The following is a 16429-nucleotide window of genomic DNA, read 5'->3' on the forward strand; positions in this document are numbered from 1 at the left end:
TGACGCGGCCCGCCCCGGTCCGGCCCCGGCGCACCGCACCACCCCTGATCGTCGCCCGCCGCCCGGTGACGCACCCGCGCCACCTGACCGCATTCGCGCCGGCCGCGACTGCCTCACCGGCCGCGACTCCTTCACCGTCCGAAGCTCCCTCAGCGGACCGCCCGGCCGGCTCGGTCGAGGCGTCGCGAGAGCCGGGTCGCGCAGGCACCGGGGACGGGGCGCTGCGGCTCCGTTGCCGGGCGCTCCGTTGCGGCACGGCCCGTTGCGGCACGGCCCGCCGAAGGCCCCGCCGGAGCAGCGGGAGAGGCGGGAGCGGCCGTCTCGGGCGTCTGTCGCTGGACCACGGGCAGGGCAGGATCCGGCGGCGCGGCCGGGCCTGAAGGCGCGGGGCCGGCAACGCCCCCGGGCCGGGCGAACGGGACCGCATCCGACGGAAGTTGCCGCAGTGGCTTACCCAGGGCGGGGCGCACCGGGGGCGTGGCGGGCGTGCTCGCGGAGCGCTCCGGGCGGACGGTGGGCAGGCGCTCCCCGGTGCCTGCGCGACCCGGCTCTCGCGACGCCTCGACCGAGCCGGCCGGGCGGTCCGCTGAGGGAGCTTCGGACGGTGAAGGAGTCGCGGCCGGTGAGGCAGTCGCGGCCGGCGCGAATGCGGTCAGGTGGCGCGGGTGCGTCACCGGGCGGCGGGCGACGATCAGGGGTGGTGCGGTGCGCCGGGGCCGGACCGGGGCGGGCCGCGTCAGCGGGGCCGTGGGTCCGGTGGACGCGGAGGCGCCGGGCCCCTGGGTGGCGGGCGGCCGCGCATCGGTCCCGGTCGCGGGGCCGGTGCCCGTACGGCCGGTCGCACCGGCGGGGCCGGGCTGCCGGCCCGCGGTTTCCTGTCCGGCGGCGCTCCGGGGCCGCGTACCGCCCGACCGCTGGACGGCGGAGAGGGTCCGCTGCGCGACCGGCGGGCGACCGGTGGCGGCGGCCACCGGAGGCCGTACCGGCTCCGGCTCCTCCTGTGCTCCGCCGGCGGCGCGCAGGAGCAAGGGCGTTCCGGGGTCGGAGGTGCGGGCGGCACCGGGCCGTGTCACCCCGTGGATGAGCCCCACGGGCGCGGAGGGCAGGACGGCGTGGCCGAGCTCGCCTCCGTACGCGATGTTCTGCCACGAGGCGAGCCGGGACCTGAAGCGCAGTCCGTCGCTCACCCCGATCGAGGACCGGGCGACGGTCACGGCGGGTGGCGCCACCCGCCGCCAGCCGCCGTCCCAGTCCGCGTCGCGGCTCATCGGCCGGCCGTCGTCCTCCGACGGTCCCGGTCCCGGCGCCGCGGCCGGGGTGCCGTCCGCGGGCGCCCCGGCGACGGGCGCGTCGGCCTGCCGCCGGTCTCCCCGGCGGAACCGGTCCCTGAACTCCACGCCCTCACCCGCTCTCGTTGACGCGGGTGTTGATCCGCGCTATCTCCCTCACCCACTCCTGCCGCTCACCATGCGTGAGGTCGAGGATGTCCTCACGCTGCCAGTGGAAGTGGTAGGCGATGTACGCGAGCTCCTCCCGCAGCCGGGAAGGCGCGTACGTCACGATTCCCCCAGGCGTTCACCCGAGAGGTCCACCTCGAACGACCCGTGGCACAGCGGGCACGTCACCGCGGCGTGGGTGTGGCCCTCGCTGTTGATGCGGCGGTAGAAGTCCTGGAGGAACGCCACGTCGGTGGCGTACATCCGCTCGACGACGCCCGCGTGCACATCGGTGATGGAGCCGAGCCGGGTGATGACCTGACTGAGCAGCACCACGCTCAGGTACGCGGGGTTCTCCTTGACCCGCAGGTCGATCTGCGGGCGCAGTTCGTCCCGGGCCGTGGCGAGCCGCATCGACCCGCTCCGGTGCACCTGGCCCTCGTCGTCGACGTACCCGCGCGGGAGCTCGAACTCGAACTCCGTACGCAAGTCCTGACGGTCCCGCTCCCGGGCGGGAGGAGGCGTCGGGGCTTCCTCGCGCGGGGCGGGCGCGGCGGCGGCGAGGCTGTCGAGGACCTCGTCGAGGCCGCCGCCGGAAACGGTCCTGCGCCTCATTCGACGACGATCTCCTCGAAGGTGATGGTGACCGTCTCCGTCGCCGCGCTGGACTCGCCGGCCTTCAGCGAGGGGCCCTCCCACTTGCTGGCCCAGCCCTGCATCAGCTGGATGCGGCGGACGGTCTCACCCTTCGAGTCCTTGATCTCGATGGTGAGGTTCTGGCGTGCGGTGTCGACGGCTCCGTTGTTGAGCGTCTCCTTGATCCACTTGGTGAACTCGCTGCTCTTGTCGAGCCCGCGGGTGATCGTCACCTCGCCGGCCTGGCGCGCACCGGGCTGCTTGCGGATGATCTGCTTGCCCTCGGCGGTCACCTGGCGGACCTCGACGACTTCTTCCTCGACGGTCAGCCCGCTGATCTCCTGGATCGACTCCACGAGATAGCCGCCGAGCTGCACGCCGAAGACGTGGGTGGAAAGAGCATCGCCCTCTGCCATGACTGTGTGTCACCTGTTCTGTTCGTTGCCTGCGGGGGTCGGTCCTCGACGAGGACGGGTCACTCGTCGAGGGCGGGTCACTCGTCGACGAGGCTGGTGCTGTCCGAGAACTGCGCGAGGCGGAAGATCACGAACTCGGCGGGCTTCACCGGGGCGACGCCGATCTCGCACACGACCTGGCCGAGGTCGATGGACTCCTGCGGGTTGTTGTCCCGGTCGCACTTGACGTAGAAGGCCTCCTCCGCCGTCCGGCCGAAGAGTGCGCCCCGGCGCCATTCCTCGGTGAGGAAGGCGGTGACGTTGCGGCGGATGCTCGACCAGAGGCGGTCGTCGTTCGGCTCGAAGACGACCCACTGGGTGCCCAGGAGGATGGACTCCTCCAGGTAGTTGAAGAGCCGGCGCACGTTGAGGTAGCGCCAGGCGGGGTCGGACGAGAGCGTGCGGGCGCCCCAGATGCGGATCCCGCGGCCGGGGAAGGCTCGGACGCAGTTGACGCCGATCGGGTTGAGCAGGTCCTGCTCGCCCTTGCTCAGGCGGAGTTCCAGGTCCAGTGCCCCGCGGATGACCTCGTTGGCGGGCGCCTTGTGCACCCCGCGCTCGCCGTCGCTGCGCGCCCAGACGCCGGCGACGTGGCCGCTCGGCGGGATCAGGGTCTGCTGGCCGGTGGCCGGGTCGAGGACCTTGAGCCAGGGGTAGTACACGGTCGCGTAGCGCGAGTCGTATCCGGCGTCGTCGTTGCGCCAGGCGCGGACGCGCTGGGCGTTCATCCCCGGCGGCGTGTCCAGCACGGCGACCCGGTCGCCCATCTGCTCGCAGTGCGCGATGACGGCCAGCTGAACGGCCCTGACGCCCTCGTCGTCGATGTCGCCGCGGCGGTGGGCGCTCATCAGGTCCGGGACGGCCACCATGGTGATCTCGTCGATCGCCTCAAGGGCCGCGATGCCCGTACGGGCCGACGCGTCGCCCACGTACTCGCTGGGACCGGTCCGGCCGGTACCGCTCGCGGCCGGGGTGGCGGGCGAGAGGGAGAGGCTCTGGTTCTCGGGGCGGGTCTGCGCCGCACCGGGCTGTTCGGTGACCTCGATGAGCTTGGACTGCCGGGCCTGGGTGACGAGATAGCCCTTGACGTTCTTGCGTACGGAGGTGTCGTACGTCTCCGCCACCTTGCCGCCCTGCCGCACCAGCAGCCGGAACCGGTCCTCCGGAGGGTTCTCGCCCTCGGGGTCGGCGACCTCGATGGAGATGCCGTCACCGGCGCCCGGACGGGCGGAGACCAGGAAGCCGCCGAGGGCGACGGGCGGGGCCGCCGCGGGCGCGGAGCCCTGCGGTGCGTCCTCGGCCGGGCCGCCGATGCGGACGATGTACGCCGCGCCGCCGCCGTTGCTGAAGTAGCCGTGGACGGCGAGCGTCAGGTAGGTGTCGGGCGTGAAGGTACCGAAGGCCGATACGTACTGGTCCCAGCTCGTCACCAGCGTCGGCCGGTGGAAGGGGCCCGTCTCCGCGAACCCGACGAAGGCGGCGACCGCGGTGCCGACTCCCTCGATGGGCCGTGCTCCGGACTGCACCTCCTCCACGTATACACCTGGGGTGAGGTACGACGGCATGCTCGCTCCTTCGGGTGGTCAGTCGTTCGCGTGTTCAGTCTTGCCCGGGGGTGTCTGCCGGATGTAGGCCTCAAAGTCCTGGCCCCGGGGCAGGGCGACTGCCTTCCCAGGCACCCCGGACGCCCGGGGAGGACCGGGGTGGCTGGGGGCGGAGGCCGGCGGCTGAGGCCCGCGGAGGCCCCAGAAGGTCCGGGAGAGGACCGGGGAGGACCCGGGAGGCTCTTCCCGCATTCCGTGACCGAAATGTTTCGCTCGGAATCCCGGTGTCCGCGCTCGCGCCGCGAGGGTTAATTTCAGCCAGAAACTAGTGGACAGACAGGGCCGAACCGGCCGGATTTATACGTCCGGTTCGCCCCCGGAGACCCTGATCCGCTCCGGTGAGCAGGGGTGTCCTCGGTTCGAGCGGATGCCGCCCTCGGCAAAGGCCCGGGAATCTGCTGCGGAGGACCGTCAACCACCGTCCGTGGCCTGTCCGTTCCGTTTGGTTCCCGAACCGGACGGGTGTGTTCAGGGCCACATCCCGGCGCGCCGCCGTGGGGAGGTTTTCCCTGGCAGGGACCCTGTTTGTTCATGCTCCCGGAACGGAAGGGCAGGAATCCGGCGCTATCGTTCCTACGGCGCGAAATCGCTCAGCACACCACTGACATTGAGCACTTGGTGGCACTTGGAGGCCTGCTTACCGGTCGCCGGAGTCCCTGGTTTGGAACAGGTCACGGAAACGGTGACCTTGTCATTCTGTTGTATCCGAATGGGGGTGACCCAGTGATAGTCCTGGTTGCGGAACGTCTCCAGAGCAATGGTGGTGATCTTCCGCTCACCGAAGGAGATGGTCAGCACCCCTTCGTCTCCCTGGAAGTTCGCCACCACGATGTCGGTGACGCCGAAGACCTTTCCCTGCGGAACCGGATAGGTCCCGTCCCGCTCGGCCCCGGCGTCCGTCTGCACGTCGATGGTCTGGGAGCTCTGCTGGGCGTTGGCCCCGCCGCCGCCCGTCGAGGCCGAACCGCCCGTACCGGCACCGCCGGTCCCGGTCCCGTCCGTTCCCCCCGTTCCGGCGTTCTTCCCCTGCTCCTGGCCCTGCCCGCCGGCCGGGTCGCCGCCGCCCGTGGTGCCACCGGTCGCCGCGCCGCCCTGCGGCTGTTCCTTGTTCTCCTTCTGGGCCGCCGCGGTGGCCGCTTCCTTCGCGGTGCTGCGGACGGCGGGGCGTACCAGCGCGAACCACGCCACCAGCAGCGCGAGCAGGGCCGCCAGGACGATCAGCAACCACTTCGGCAGCAGCGGGAGTTGCGCGAACTCGCCCGGCAGGGGTTCCGGGCGTCCGGGCCGGTCGGCCTCCGCCTCCGCACCCTCGCTCTCCGCCACCCGGACCTCGAACGGCCAGGTGGTGGGGGCGCCGAACCAGATCAGCTTCCGGGCCCGCACCCGCAGGCCCGACTCGGCGGACTCGCCCGGCTTCAGGCTCAGCCGCTCCGGCGTGAAGGCGAGGCGGAGCTCCTCCCCCTCCTGCTTCCCGGTGAGCACGACGTCCACGGGAGCGTTCCCACGGTTCTGCACCGAGGCCCGGAACCGGGCGCCCAGCCAGCCCCTGCGCCGGCCCGGCTCCAGCCTCGCCCGCAGTTCGCTGAACGGCTCGACGACCACCGTCGCCTCGGGCACGGCCACCGATTCGGGGTGCTCCGCCGGCAGGACGCGTACGCCCAGGGGCACTTCGCCCGCCGTGACCTCATGGGAGCGGGGCGGCGCGAGCCGCACCGTCACGGTCTCGGAGGTGCCGGGGTAGAGGGAGACCCGCGCCGGTTCGACCGTGGTCCACGCCGCGCAGTCGCCGACCACTTCGAGGGTGTACGCCTCGACGATGTCGCCGTCGTTGCGCACGGTCAGCGTGGTCGTCGCTTCGGCGCCCGGCGACACCGTCACCGTGGATATGTCGAATTCGGCAGATGTGGTCACGATGCGACGTTAGGCCGCGCCCCGCTCCCGGCAGCAGAGGCGGGAGGGCAACGTGCGGGCAGGTCCGGTGCCCCGGCGGAACACCCGCGCCGTCTCCTCGCCCCCTGCCCGCGCGCCAGGTCCCCCTGTCCGGGGCCGGGAGGAACGTGCACGACATCCGGCATACCGGAAACCGGCGCAACCACCAATCGGGGAACCTGCGGAAGTAGCTGAGGAAGACGAGCACATGACCATGATCACGAAAGATGTGACGCCGACCGTGACGGGGGGCGGCCGCAGCCGTGGCCCCTCCGTGCCGGAGCAGCGCACGGAGGGCTCGCGGGCGGCGTCGCCGGGGGGCCGGGTCTCCGTGGCCGTGTACGCGGAGGACCTGATCCTGCAGACCGGCATGGTGCACCAGTTGCGCATGCGGCCGGAGATAGAGCTGATACCGGAAGAGGAGGCCGACCGGGCGCAGGTCTCCTTAGTAGTGGTGGACATGGTGAACGAGCCCACCGTCCAGCTCCTGCACCGCCTCCAGCGCAACACCGCCACCCGCACCGGGCTCGTCGTCGGCTTCTTCGAGACGGGGGCGCTGCAGACCCTGATCGAGTACGGGGTGGCCGCCGTGCTGAGACGCGGCGAGGCCGACCAGGACCGTCTCGTCCATCTGGTCACGGCGATCGCGAAGGGCGAAGGAGTGCTGCCGGGCGACCTGCTCGGGAAACTCCTCGACCACGTCAGCAGCCTTCACCGCACGGTGCTGGATCCCCGGGGGCTGTCGCTCTCCACCCTCACGGCGCGGGAGGCGGAGATGATCAGGCTGGTGTCGGAGGGCTACGGCACGGCGGAGATCGCGCAGAAGACCTCGTACTCCGAACGGACCGTCAAGAACGTGCTCCACGAGGTGGCGGCCCGGCTGGAACTGCGCAACCGGGCCCACGCGGTCGGCTACGCCATGCGGCACGGCCTCATCTGAGGTGCTCCTCGGGAGTCCGCGGCCACGGACCCCGGGGGCAACGGGCGTTGCCCCCGGGGGGCCGGGTGCGCCGTGGGGCGGGCCGCACCGGGCCCCGCGGCCGCGGGCGGCCCCGGCGCGGGTTCCCGAAGGGCAGCGTTCTGTGCACCTCCCGCCCTTCACCGCACCGCCCCGGCCGCGATATCCAGGAACAGGTATCCGATCCGACCGCAGAGGCCCGACCGCAGCAACCCGACCGCAGAGGTTCGACCGCAGCGACCCGACCGCAGATGTCCGGCTACAGCGATCAGACCGCAGACGTCCGGCTACAGCGAGCCGATCGCCGAGGTCCGACTACAGCGAGCCGACCGCGGCGGTCTGCCCGCAGAGATCCGCCCCCGGAAAGCAGAGAGGCGTGCTCCGCATGCGTACGCACAACCCCGGCAAGTCGCCCGCCGCCGGTGAGGCGCGCGGTCCGGTGCGCCCGGCCGTCACGGCTCCCGCGACGAGCGCCGCGAGCCCGCCCTCCCCCGTGCAGCTCGCCCTGCTGCGTGGCGCAGGCAACGCCGACGTCGTCCAGATGCTGCGGCAGGCGGGGCGTCCCGGCACGTACGCCGACGAGCCGGCCCCGCACGGTGCCGGCGAAGGCCGGGAACAGCCCGGGCAGGCCCCGGTGCAGCGTTCCGCCGTGCCCGATGTGCTGCGCTCCGGCGGCCGGCCGCTGGACGAGACCACCCGCACCGACATGGAGTCGCGCCTGGGGGCGGACTTCTCCACGGTCCGCATCCACGACGACGCCGCCGCCCGGCGCTCGGCCGCCGAGATCGGGGCCCGCGCCTACACCTCGGGCGATCACGTCGTGATCGGCGACGGCGGAGGGGACCGGCACACGCTCGCCCACGAGCTCACCCACGTCATCCAGCAGCGCCTGGGCCCGGTGGCCGGGACGGACAACGGGAGCGGGCTGCGGGTGTCCGACCCCGCCGACCGCTTCGAGCGCGAGGCCGAGGCGAACGCCCGCCGGGCCCTCTCCGGCCGGGCCGCCACCCGGCAGACGTCCGGACCGGACACCGCACAGCGCTCCGTGCGGACCGGGGCCGTGCAGCGCGTCGTCCAGGACCCGGACAACATCCAGGACCTCTGGACCCACAGGTACTGGCAGGAGCAGGCCGGGAACAACGCCGCCGTGCCTCCCAAGGCGTCGGGATCGAGACGGGAACTCCCCACGATCCTCCGGGATGTGGCGAAGAAGCTGCTCCGGGATCTGCGCAACGCGGGTCCGGCGGAGAAGGAGCTGCGGCTCTTCCGGACGATGACCGTCGAGGAGGCCGACGCGATCATGCAGTGGAAGGGCGCCGGCAAGCACCAGGGCACCGAGGCGTGGCTGGAGGGCGACAGGAACCAGGGACCGTCGGCCGCCCAGAACTTCCACGAGGACAAGAACCGTGACGGTTCCACGGTCGGAGCGATGCCGGTCAAGAAGCACCTCGGCGACATGGACCAGGCCTACGAGTACTACCGGCGCAACCACGACCAGCACTACGCGTCGGGGCCGAAGGCCGGCAACGGCAGGGTCGTCGGCGGCCCGGCGACCCGCGTCCTCGAGTTCACGCTCAAGCCCGGCGCCCACCGGCACCTGTTCTCCCCGGAGCACATGGCCCTGTCCGGGAACACCGGCGCGCCCGACTCGCTGCGGAGGATCCACGGCGAGAACAGCCAGTTCGAGACGGGTTCGGGCGGCGAGGGCAACCTCACCGGGCGCATCGGCATGAAGCTCGAAAGTCACGGTGACTTCAGTCTCAGTCTCGGGTCGGAGACCGAGGCGACGCAGTTGCTGTTCCAGTTGTTCGTCAAGGACGTCCAGGATGTGACGTCGAGGGCCAGTCACCGGTGGAACAACGAGACGGACGCGTATTAGCCCGTACGTCCGGCAGGGGCCGCAAAGGGCACCAGGTCTTCCCCCACCCCGGGTACTCCGGACCCTGTCCATCAGCCCCCGCGCCCACGATGCTCGAACTGGAGAACCATCGACCAGACTGTGAGGTGGACCGTGGGCGGTCCTGCTGGCCCGGCACGCCGTACCCGGTTGCGCCGGCTGAGCGGTGTCGTGGTGTTGCTGGCCCCGCTGCTGGTGGCGGGTTCCGTGTCCGTACCTCAGGGTGCGACGCCGGCGGCGGCCGCTTCGGACGTGGCGCCCGCGGACACCGGACGGATCGCCTTCGCCGGTACCGGGCACCGCAGTCTCGGGCAGCGTTCCTCCGAGAAGGCCAGCGCGGACCTGTTCGGCTCCGGTGCCGCCCACTACGACCAGGACGCGTTCGGGCGCGGCGACGCGCTGGTCTTCACGAGCCTGCGCGACGAGGCGAAACCCCAGGTGTACGTGCGCGGGGCGGGCGGCTCCGTACTCCGGCTCACCACCGGCTATGACGCCGCGCACCCCGAACTCTCCGCCGACGGGCGGACCGTGGTGTTCGACTCGGCCGCACCGGGAGCCGGGAAGGCGTCGCAGCGTGACCTCTGGTCGGTCAGTGCCGACGGCTCCGGAGATCCGGTCCGGCTGACGGACACGTCCGCGAACGAGACCCACCCGACGCTCTCCCCGGACGGCACCCACCTCGCGTACGCGAGCGACGGCGGACCGGAGCGGGGCACGCAGATCTACGACCGGGACCTGTCCGACGGAACGGTGACCTGTGTCAGCGATCCGGCGGAGGGCGACGCGAGCGAGCCGGAGTGGAACCCGTCGAACGACGCCGCCCTCCGGGAACTCCTCGTGTACACCCTGCACCAGGCGCCCGAGTCGGACACCGACACCGGGAACCGGCTGCGGGTCACCACAGGCCCGGGCACCGAACGCCCCCTGCTGACCGGAGACTTCGCCGGCTGGGGCACCCGTTCGGCCGCCTGGCTGCCCGACGGCAAGGGTCTGTTCTTCCTCAGCCCCAACACGGACTGCGGATGCTCCGTCTACGACCATGTGTACCGGGCCGGTTCCCTCGTCGACCCCGTACCGGCGATGGAGCTCTCCGAGGACCGGAAGGTGGAGTCACCGGCCGTGCTCGTGCAGGCGGGCGTCCCGACCGTGATCGTCACCCGCAGGACCACCGCGGACCCCGCCCTCGTCACGCTCCAGGACATCCGGCAGGACGGCTCCGACCCCCGGGACCTCCGGATCGACGTGCTGCGCGAGGACCCGAAGGCCCTCACCAACACCAGTGACGATCCCGCCCACGATCCGCTGTTCCACCCTTCCCAGGGCTACGACCCCTGGACCGAGCGGCAGACCTACACGCCGAACGGCCGGAACATCGCCGTGACCCGCTTCGAGGACGTCGACGGCGTGCGGGTGCAGCGGATCTGGATGGCCGCCACCGACGGCACGAAGCCGAAGGTGATGGACCTGGACGAACGGGGCGCCGGGGACTGGGACACCGACCCCTCCTTCTCGCCGGACGGTACGAAGATGGCGTTCACCCGGACCTCTCCGGGAGGCGTCGGTGACGCGGCGGGCCCCAGCCAGGTGCTGGTCGCCGATGTCGCCACGCTGAAGATCATCGGCAGGGTGGTGCCGCCCGCGGGGGAAGTGGCCGGTCAGGACGCCCAGCCCGCCTGGTCCTCGGACGGCACCCTCCTCGCCTTCACGCGCAACCACGTGATCCGGGGCCTCGGCGGCATCAAGCACGTCTGGACCGCCCAGGTGAAGGACCTCGGCCGGCAGCGGGACGTCAGCGCCACCGGCTGCCCCGGCGAGTGCAAGGTGATCGACGACAGCCCCGCGTTCTCCCCCGACGGCACGTCCATCGCCTTCAACCGCAAGGACCGCGCCGATCAGATCAACCACCGGGCGAGCGTCGTCGTCACTGCCCCCGACGGTGCCGGCTGCCGGGTCGTGCTGCCGTCCGACCGGCGCGACGACCCCGCAGCGTGCGGCCAGGAGATCCCGGACGTCACGGCCACCGGGCCCTACCAGCCGCGTGACGTGGCCTGGTCGGCGGACGCCGGGCGGCTGGTGCTGAGCCACCGCCGGGACATCGCGCCGAACTCCCCCGAGCAGCTCTCCGAACTCGACCTCGCCACCGGTACGCTGACGGCGCTGACAGCGACGCTTCCGGGCCGCCAGAAGGAGCCCGCCTTCCAGCAGTCGGTCGACCTGACCCTGGCCGCGCTGCCCGTCGCCCCGTCCGTGGAGCCCGGGTCCTCGGTGTCGCTGACGGTCACGGTCACCAACCGCGGCCCGGCCCCGTCCCCCGGCACCACGTTCGTCGCCGACACCCCGCCGGGCGTACGCCTGGAGGAGCTCACCACCCCCGCCGGTACCTGCGCCGCCGACAAGCTGCCGAGCTGTGATCTCGGCGTGCTCGCGCCCGGCGGCAAGGTGCAGGTCACCGCGAAGCTGACCGGTGTGACGACGCTCGCCCGGTGGTTGATCTGATCGGCGCGGTCCTTGCGGTTGAAGGCGATGGACGTGCCGTCGGGGGAGAACGCGGGGCTGTCGTCGATCACCTTGCACTCGCCCCCGTCACCGGCTCCCCCGTCACCGGCTCCCGCGCCGCCGGCGCGGCCGCCCGCCCCGCTGCCGCCCGGGCCCGATGCGGGCCCCGGCGTCGCCGTGCGGGCGCAGCCCAGCCCCGGATACGTCGGCGGGCGGGTCGTGGTGACGTACACGGTGCGCAACGGGAAGAACGCGCTCGCCACCGGCCTGCGGCTGCGCCTCGGGCTGCCCGCCGGGATTCCGGTGGCGACCCTTCCGGCCGGCTGCGCGGGCGGGGTGTGCGCGCTTCCCGACCTGGCGCAGGGCGCCTCGTCCGTGCTGCGGGTGGTGCTCGCCCCGGACCGGGCTCTGCGGACGAACGTCACGGGGACGCTGACCACGACCGGCACCGACGCCGACCGCGGTGACAACGTCTCCCGGATCCCGCTGCGCATCCTCCAGCCACGCATCGTCTCGGTGCCCGAGGTCGGCAAACCGGGGTTCGTCACGTCCGTGCGCGGCAAGGACTTCCCGCCGGGCGTTCCGGTCGAGCTCACCTGGAAGCCCGGGATCACCGCGACCGCCCCGCCGGCCCGCCCGATCGGTGACGGCTCCTTCATCGCGCAGCTGCTGATCCTGGTGAAGGACCGGACCGGCCCGCGCACCATCACCGCGTCGGGTCCCGGGTTCAGCCCGGTCACCACCGACTTCCTCGTGGTCGGCGGCACCATCACGCCGCCCGACGAGGTGGGGCGCAGGTGATCCACGAAGTCGACGAAGCGCTGCGGCTGTTGCTGGTCGACGCCGGTCTCCAGGAGAGCGGCGTGGACCTGGTCTTCGATGCCCCGACGAAGGACTGGTCCGCGCGGCGCAACGCCCCCACGGTCAGCGTCTTCCTCTACGGCATCCGCGAGGACGCCACCCGCCGCCGTACCGGAACGAGCGAGGAGTACGACGACGAGGGCGTGGTCACGGGGCGGCGGACCCCGCCGCGCTGGTTCGAGCTGACCTATCTGCTGACCGCGTGGACCAACCGCCCGCAGGACGAACACCGGCTGCTCTCCGAGGTGTTGCGCTGTCTGATCCGTACGGACGTGCTGCCCGCCCGGATGCTCACGGGCAGCCTTGCCGCACTGGGGATGACGGTGGAGATGGAGGCGGCCTCGGCGGGTTCCGGCGACCGGCCGTCGACCGTGGACGTGTGGTCCGCGCTCGGCGGGGAGCTCAAGGCCGCGATCGACCTCCGGGTGTGGGCGCCGCTCGGCGGGGAGGTGGTGGCCGCGGGGCCGCCGGTCACGGAGGGTCTGCTGGTACGGACGGTGCCCGAGGCCGACGGCACGGCCACGGAGCCGGGGCGGCGGCTGCGCTACGACGGGGCGTCCGAGCCCCGTGGGCAGGGCTTCGCCGCGGAACGTGAACGGCAGCTCCCGCCGGGCCGCCGCAGGCGAGGAGGTCCGGCCCGGTGACCACGGCGTACCGTGCCCCGGCCGTCCGGGAGCCGGGCGGCAGCCCGCCGTCGGACATCGAGGAGCTCTGGGCCCGGCTGGGTGACATCGAGCGACGGGTACGGCACGCGGTCGCGCTGCGCCAGGAGACCGACCCGGAGCCGAACGACCCGTACCGGGGGCAGTATCTGACCCCGGCGGCGGCCGAGCGGATCCTGGACTCCCGCGACGCGTTCCTCCCCGTCCCCGCGTACGGCCCCGACGCCGCGCCGGACTCCCCGGACTCCTCCGCCTCCCCGGCCGGGGGCCGGATCGCGGTCCTCGCGCAGAGGTTCGGCCTGGTCGCGCCGGACCTCGATCTGCTGCTGGTCGCGATGGCCCCGGACATCGACGCACGGTTCGAGCGGCTGTACGGCTATCTCAACGACGACCTCACCCGGCGGCGCGCGACGGCCGGCCTGGCCCTCGAACTGTGCGGGCTGCCCGCCGCGGGCCCCGGCCGCTTCCGCTTCGCCCCGTCCGCCCCGCTGGTCGTGTCCGGTCTGGTGGAGGTCCTGGAGGCCGAACGTCCGCTGCTTTCCCGGGTCCTGCGCGTCCCGGACCGGGTCACCGCGTATCTGCTCGGCGACGACACGGTGGACGGCAGACTGCACGGTCTCGTCCGCGTCGCCGGGCCGCAGGAGGAGCCGGATCCGTGTCCGACGACGCTGCGGGTCGCGGCGGCGCTGGGCACCGGCAGCGGCCTGGTGCATCTGCTGGACCGCGGCGGCGACCCCGGCCGGCTCGCGGCGGACGCGCTCCTCACGGCCGGACTCCGCCCGCTGGTGGTGGACGCCGCCGCGCTGGCTGCCGCCCCGGAGCCGGTGCGGACGGCGCGGATCCTGGCGACCGAGGCGCGGCTGACCGGCGGCGGTCTCGTCCTCGGGCCGCTGGAGACGCTCGCCCCGGAGCAGCCCAAGGGCGCCGGCCTGATCGACGGGCTCTGCGAGGCGGTCGGCGGCGGCTCCCCGCTGATCGTGTACGGGAAGAAGCACTGGGACCCGTTGTGGGCGGCCGAGAGCCCAGTGACGGTCCCGGTCCCGCCGCCGGACCCGGCGGACGCGGCACGGCGGTGGCGCCGGGCACTCGCCGGGGCCGGCGCTCCTGCGGGCCTCGCCGCCGGCACCCCTGCGGCCGACGCGCGCCTCGTCGACGCCACGCGCGCCTACCGCCTCGACTCCGGCCAGATCCGCAGGGCCGCCACCGTCGCCTCCCGGCTGGCCGGCCTGGAGGGACGCCCGGTGGAGGCCCGGGACCTGCGCACCGCCGTCCGGGCCCAGAACGGGGCGGGTCTGGCCCGGCTCGCCCGCCGCATCGAGCCCACGGTCGGCTGGGACGACCTCGTCCTGCCCCCGTCGACCCGCCGCCAGCTGTCCGACCTGGCGCTGCGCGCCCGCCACCGCGAGCAGGTGCTCGGCCGGTGGCGGATGCGGCCGGGCGGCGGCCGTGGCCGGGGCATCGTCGCGCTGTTCGCCGGCGAGTCCGGGACGGGCAAGACCATGTCGGCGGAGGTGGTCGCGGCCGATCTGGGCATGGAGCTCTACGTCGTGGACCTGTCCTCCGTGGTGGACAAGTACATCGGTGAGACGGAGAAGAACCTGGAGCGGATCTTCGTCGAGGCGTCCGACGTCAACGCGGTACTGCTGTTCGACGAGGCCGACGCCGTCTTCGGGAAGCGCTCGCAGGTCAAGGACGCGCAGGACCGGCACGCCAACGTGGAGTCGGCCTACCTCCTCCAGCGGATCGAGTCCTTCGACGGCATCGCCGTCCTCACCACCAATCTGCGGGCCAACCTCGACGAGGCCTTCACCCGACGCCTCGACGTGGTCGCCGACTTCCCCGTACCGGACGCGGAGCAGCGCCTCGCCCTGTGGGAACGCTGCCTGGGCACGGAGATCCCCCGCGCCCCGGGCCTCGATCTGCGGGCCTGTGCGGAGCGTTTCGAGCTGGCGGGCGGTTCCATCCGTGCCTGCGCGGTCACCGCCGCCTACCAGGCCGCGGAGTCGGGCCTGCCCCTGGACACGGATCAGCTGGTCTCGGCGGTCCTCGCCGAGTACCGCAAGCTCGGACGGCTGGTGCTGGACAGCGAGTTCGGCCCGTGGCTGGAGCGCGCCCGGCGGGCGGACTGACCGGCCGCGCAGCCGATCCGGAGCGCTGGACTCCCGTACCACCGTCCGTATCATCTGCTTCATGACTGCAGAACCCGCCCGGTCCGCCGGCCGTATGCGCGCCTCCGACGCCGACCGTGAAGCGGTCGTGGAACAGCTGCGGGAGGCGGCGGCCGAGGGACGCATCGATCTCGCGGAGCTGGACGAGCGCCTGGGCCAGGCGCTCACGGCCAAGACCCACGCCGAACTCGCCCCGCTCACCGATGACCTGGGCCCGGTCGTCCTCGAATCGGGCGAGCCGCTGACCCTCAAGGGCGGCATCCACGGCGCCACGCGCAAGGGCCGCTGGAAGGTGCCGCCGCGAATCGCCGCGTACGGGGGCATGGGCGGCGTGCTCCTCGACTTCACGCAGGCCGAGTGCCGGCTGCGCGAGATCGAGGTCGAGGTGGACGCGCAGATGGCGGGGGTGGTGCTCGTGGTCCCGGCGGGCTGGAAGGCGGACACGGACGCGCTGGATCTCGGCTTCGGCGGGCTGAAGGACAAGACCACGGGCGAACGGCTGCCCGGCACGCCGGTACTCCGGATCACGGGTTCGTGCGGTGCGGGCGGCGTGGTCGTCCGCCACCCCAACCTCCGCGAACGCCGCAGGCAGCGCAAGGAACTGTCGCGCTGAGTCCTGCCGCGCGCCGCGCTACACGGGCCGGACGGTGAGGATCTGCTCGGCCCGGCCGACGGGGCCGTGGATGTCGTGCAGGACGGTGCTGGTGATGCCCTGGCCGGTGGGACCGAAGACTACGGCGGTGTCGAGCCCGGTCCAGTCGCCCTCGGGCCGGCGGTGCAGGTGGATGGTCAGGTCGACGTTCGGGAACATCCAGGCGGTGGGCTGCTCGCGTACGGCGATGCCGTTGGCGGTGTCGACGAGCGCGACGTAGGACGCGAGCGGGCCGGCGGGTTCACCCGCGACGAGGGCGAGCGGCGTGGAGACCCAGGCCGTCGTACGGCCCGGCAGGGGCGGCCCGAGCGGGCGGACGTCGAGCGAGGCGATGTAGCCGCCGGGCCAGAGCTCGCCCATGGGCCAGGGCGCTAGCTGTTCTGTCCCGGGAGGTTGTGGACGGGTGATGCAGGTCTCGACTGAGGGATCTTGAACGGGTGAGGGCCTTCCGGGTTCGGTGTGGATTGCGACGTCTACACCGACCAGAAAGGCCCTCGTGCCCCACCGTAATGCACCCCTGACCGAGACTGGACGGCTGCGGCTGGCCCGCTGTGTGGTCGAGGACGGCTGGCCGCTTCGCCGGGCCGCGGAACGCTTCCAGGTCTCCCCGACCACCGCCCAGCGGTGGGCCGGCCGCTACCGGGCCCTGGGCGAGGCCGGGATGGCGGACCTCTC

At 72.9% G+C, this 16429-nt stretch carries 12 protein-coding genes and 2 pseudogenes; 7 read left to right on the plus strand and 7 right to left on the minus strand.

From position 1 onward, the window contains the following. Positions 1 to 149: 149 nt before the first annotated feature. From EAO72_RS12670 to EAO72_RS12690, 6 genes are all read right to left on the minus strand, one after another. The gene (locus EAO72_RS12670; RefSeq protein ID WP_148017401.1) at positions 150 to 1397 is read right to left on the minus strand and encodes a hypothetical protein; all 1248 of its coding nucleotides are present in this window, start codon (positions 1395 to 1397) and stop codon (positions 150 to 152) included. 4 nt (positions 1398 to 1401) lie between these two features. Next, complete coding sequence (locus EAO72_RS41935) at positions 1402 to 1560, minus strand: DUF6760 family protein (protein WP_167535327.1); 159 nt, start codon at positions 1558 to 1560, stop codon at positions 1402 to 1404. Continuing rightward, positions 1557 to 2051 carry a hypothetical protein gene (locus EAO72_RS12675; RefSeq protein WP_148017402.1) on the minus strand — a complete coding sequence of 165 codons (495 nt, stop codon included), beginning with the start codon at positions 2049 to 2051 and terminating at the stop codon, positions 1557 to 1559. The genes EAO72_RS41935 and EAO72_RS12675 overlap by 4 nt, the downstream gene beginning before the upstream one ends. Beyond that, positions 2048 to 2488 (minus strand): phage tail protein, encoded by a 441-nt coding sequence (locus EAO72_RS12680; RefSeq protein ID WP_124720830.1) that lies wholly within the window; start codon positions 2486 to 2488, stop codon positions 2048 to 2050. The genes EAO72_RS12675 and EAO72_RS12680 overlap by 4 nt, the downstream gene beginning before the upstream one ends. Before the next feature lie 77 nt (positions 2489 to 2565). Then, on the minus strand, positions 2566 to 4092 hold the full coding sequence (locus EAO72_RS12685; protein WP_148017403.1) for a phage tail sheath family protein: 1527 nt from the start codon (positions 4090 to 4092) through the stop codon (positions 2566 to 2568). Between the two features lie 612 nt (positions 4093 to 4704). Then, complete coding sequence (locus tag EAO72_RS12690; RefSeq protein ID WP_148017411.1) at positions 4705 to 6018, minus strand: COG1470 family protein; 1314 nt, start codon at positions 6016 to 6018, stop codon at positions 4705 to 4707. A gap of 250 nt (positions 6019 to 6268) precedes the next feature. Here EAO72_RS12690 and EAO72_RS12695 point away from each other — a divergent pair, with 250 nt between their 5' ends. The 6 genes and pseudogenes from EAO72_RS12695 to EAO72_RS12720 all read left to right on the plus strand — a co-directional run bounded on the left by EAO72_RS12695 (position 6269) and on the right by EAO72_RS12720 (position 15715). Next, positions 6269 to 7000 carry a helix-turn-helix transcriptional regulator gene (locus EAO72_RS12695; protein WP_148017404.1) on the plus strand — a complete coding sequence of 244 codons (732 nt, stop codon included), beginning with the start codon at positions 6269 to 6271 and terminating at the stop codon, positions 6998 to 7000. Positions 7001 to 7403: 403 nt separating this feature from the next. Continuing rightward, positions 7404 to 8897, plus strand: a complete 1494-nt coding sequence (locus EAO72_RS12700) for an eCIS core domain-containing protein (RefSeq protein ID WP_148017405.1) — start codon at positions 7404 to 7406, stop codon at positions 8895 to 8897. A 132-nt stretch (positions 8898 to 9029) separates the two neighbouring features. Continuing rightward, positions 9030 to 12212 (plus strand): annotated as a pseudogene (locus tag EAO72_RS12705) (hypothetical protein). After that, on the plus strand, positions 12209 to 12916 hold the full coding sequence (locus EAO72_RS12710) for a DUF4255 domain-containing protein (RefSeq protein ID WP_148017406.1): 708 nt from the start codon (positions 12209 to 12211) through the stop codon (positions 12914 to 12916). The pseudogene EAO72_RS12705 and the gene EAO72_RS12710 overlap by 4 nt, the downstream one beginning before the upstream one ends. Continuing rightward, positions 12913 to 15063 (plus strand): ATP-binding protein, encoded by a 2151-nt coding sequence (locus tag EAO72_RS12715; protein WP_148017407.1) that lies wholly within the window; start codon positions 12913 to 12915, stop codon positions 15061 to 15063. The genes EAO72_RS12710 and EAO72_RS12715 overlap by 4 nt, the downstream gene beginning before the upstream one ends. A gap of 61 nt (positions 15064 to 15124) precedes the next feature. Next, positions 15125 to 15715, plus strand: coding sequence for a DUF1707 SHOCT-like domain-containing protein (locus EAO72_RS12720; protein WP_148017408.1), 591 nt, complete (start codon positions 15125 to 15127; stop codon positions 15713 to 15715). Between the two features lie 18 nt (positions 15716 to 15733). Here the strand turns inward: EAO72_RS12720 and EAO72_RS12725 are convergent. Next, positions 15734 to 16156, minus strand: a pseudogene (locus EAO72_RS12725) (thioesterase family protein); the annotation flags it as partial. 94 nt (positions 16157 to 16250) lie between these two features. Between EAO72_RS12725 and EAO72_RS12730 the strand changes: the two are divergent. Continuing rightward, positions 16251 to 16429 (plus strand): helix-turn-helix domain-containing protein (locus EAO72_RS12730; RefSeq protein WP_148017409.1); only part of this gene is annotated, 179 nt, incomplete at its 3' end.

The sequence above is a fragment of the Streptomyces sp. OR43 genome (genome assembly GCF_008042275.1).
GTDB lineage: Bacteria > Actinomycetota > Actinomycetes > Streptomycetales > Streptomycetaceae > Streptomyces.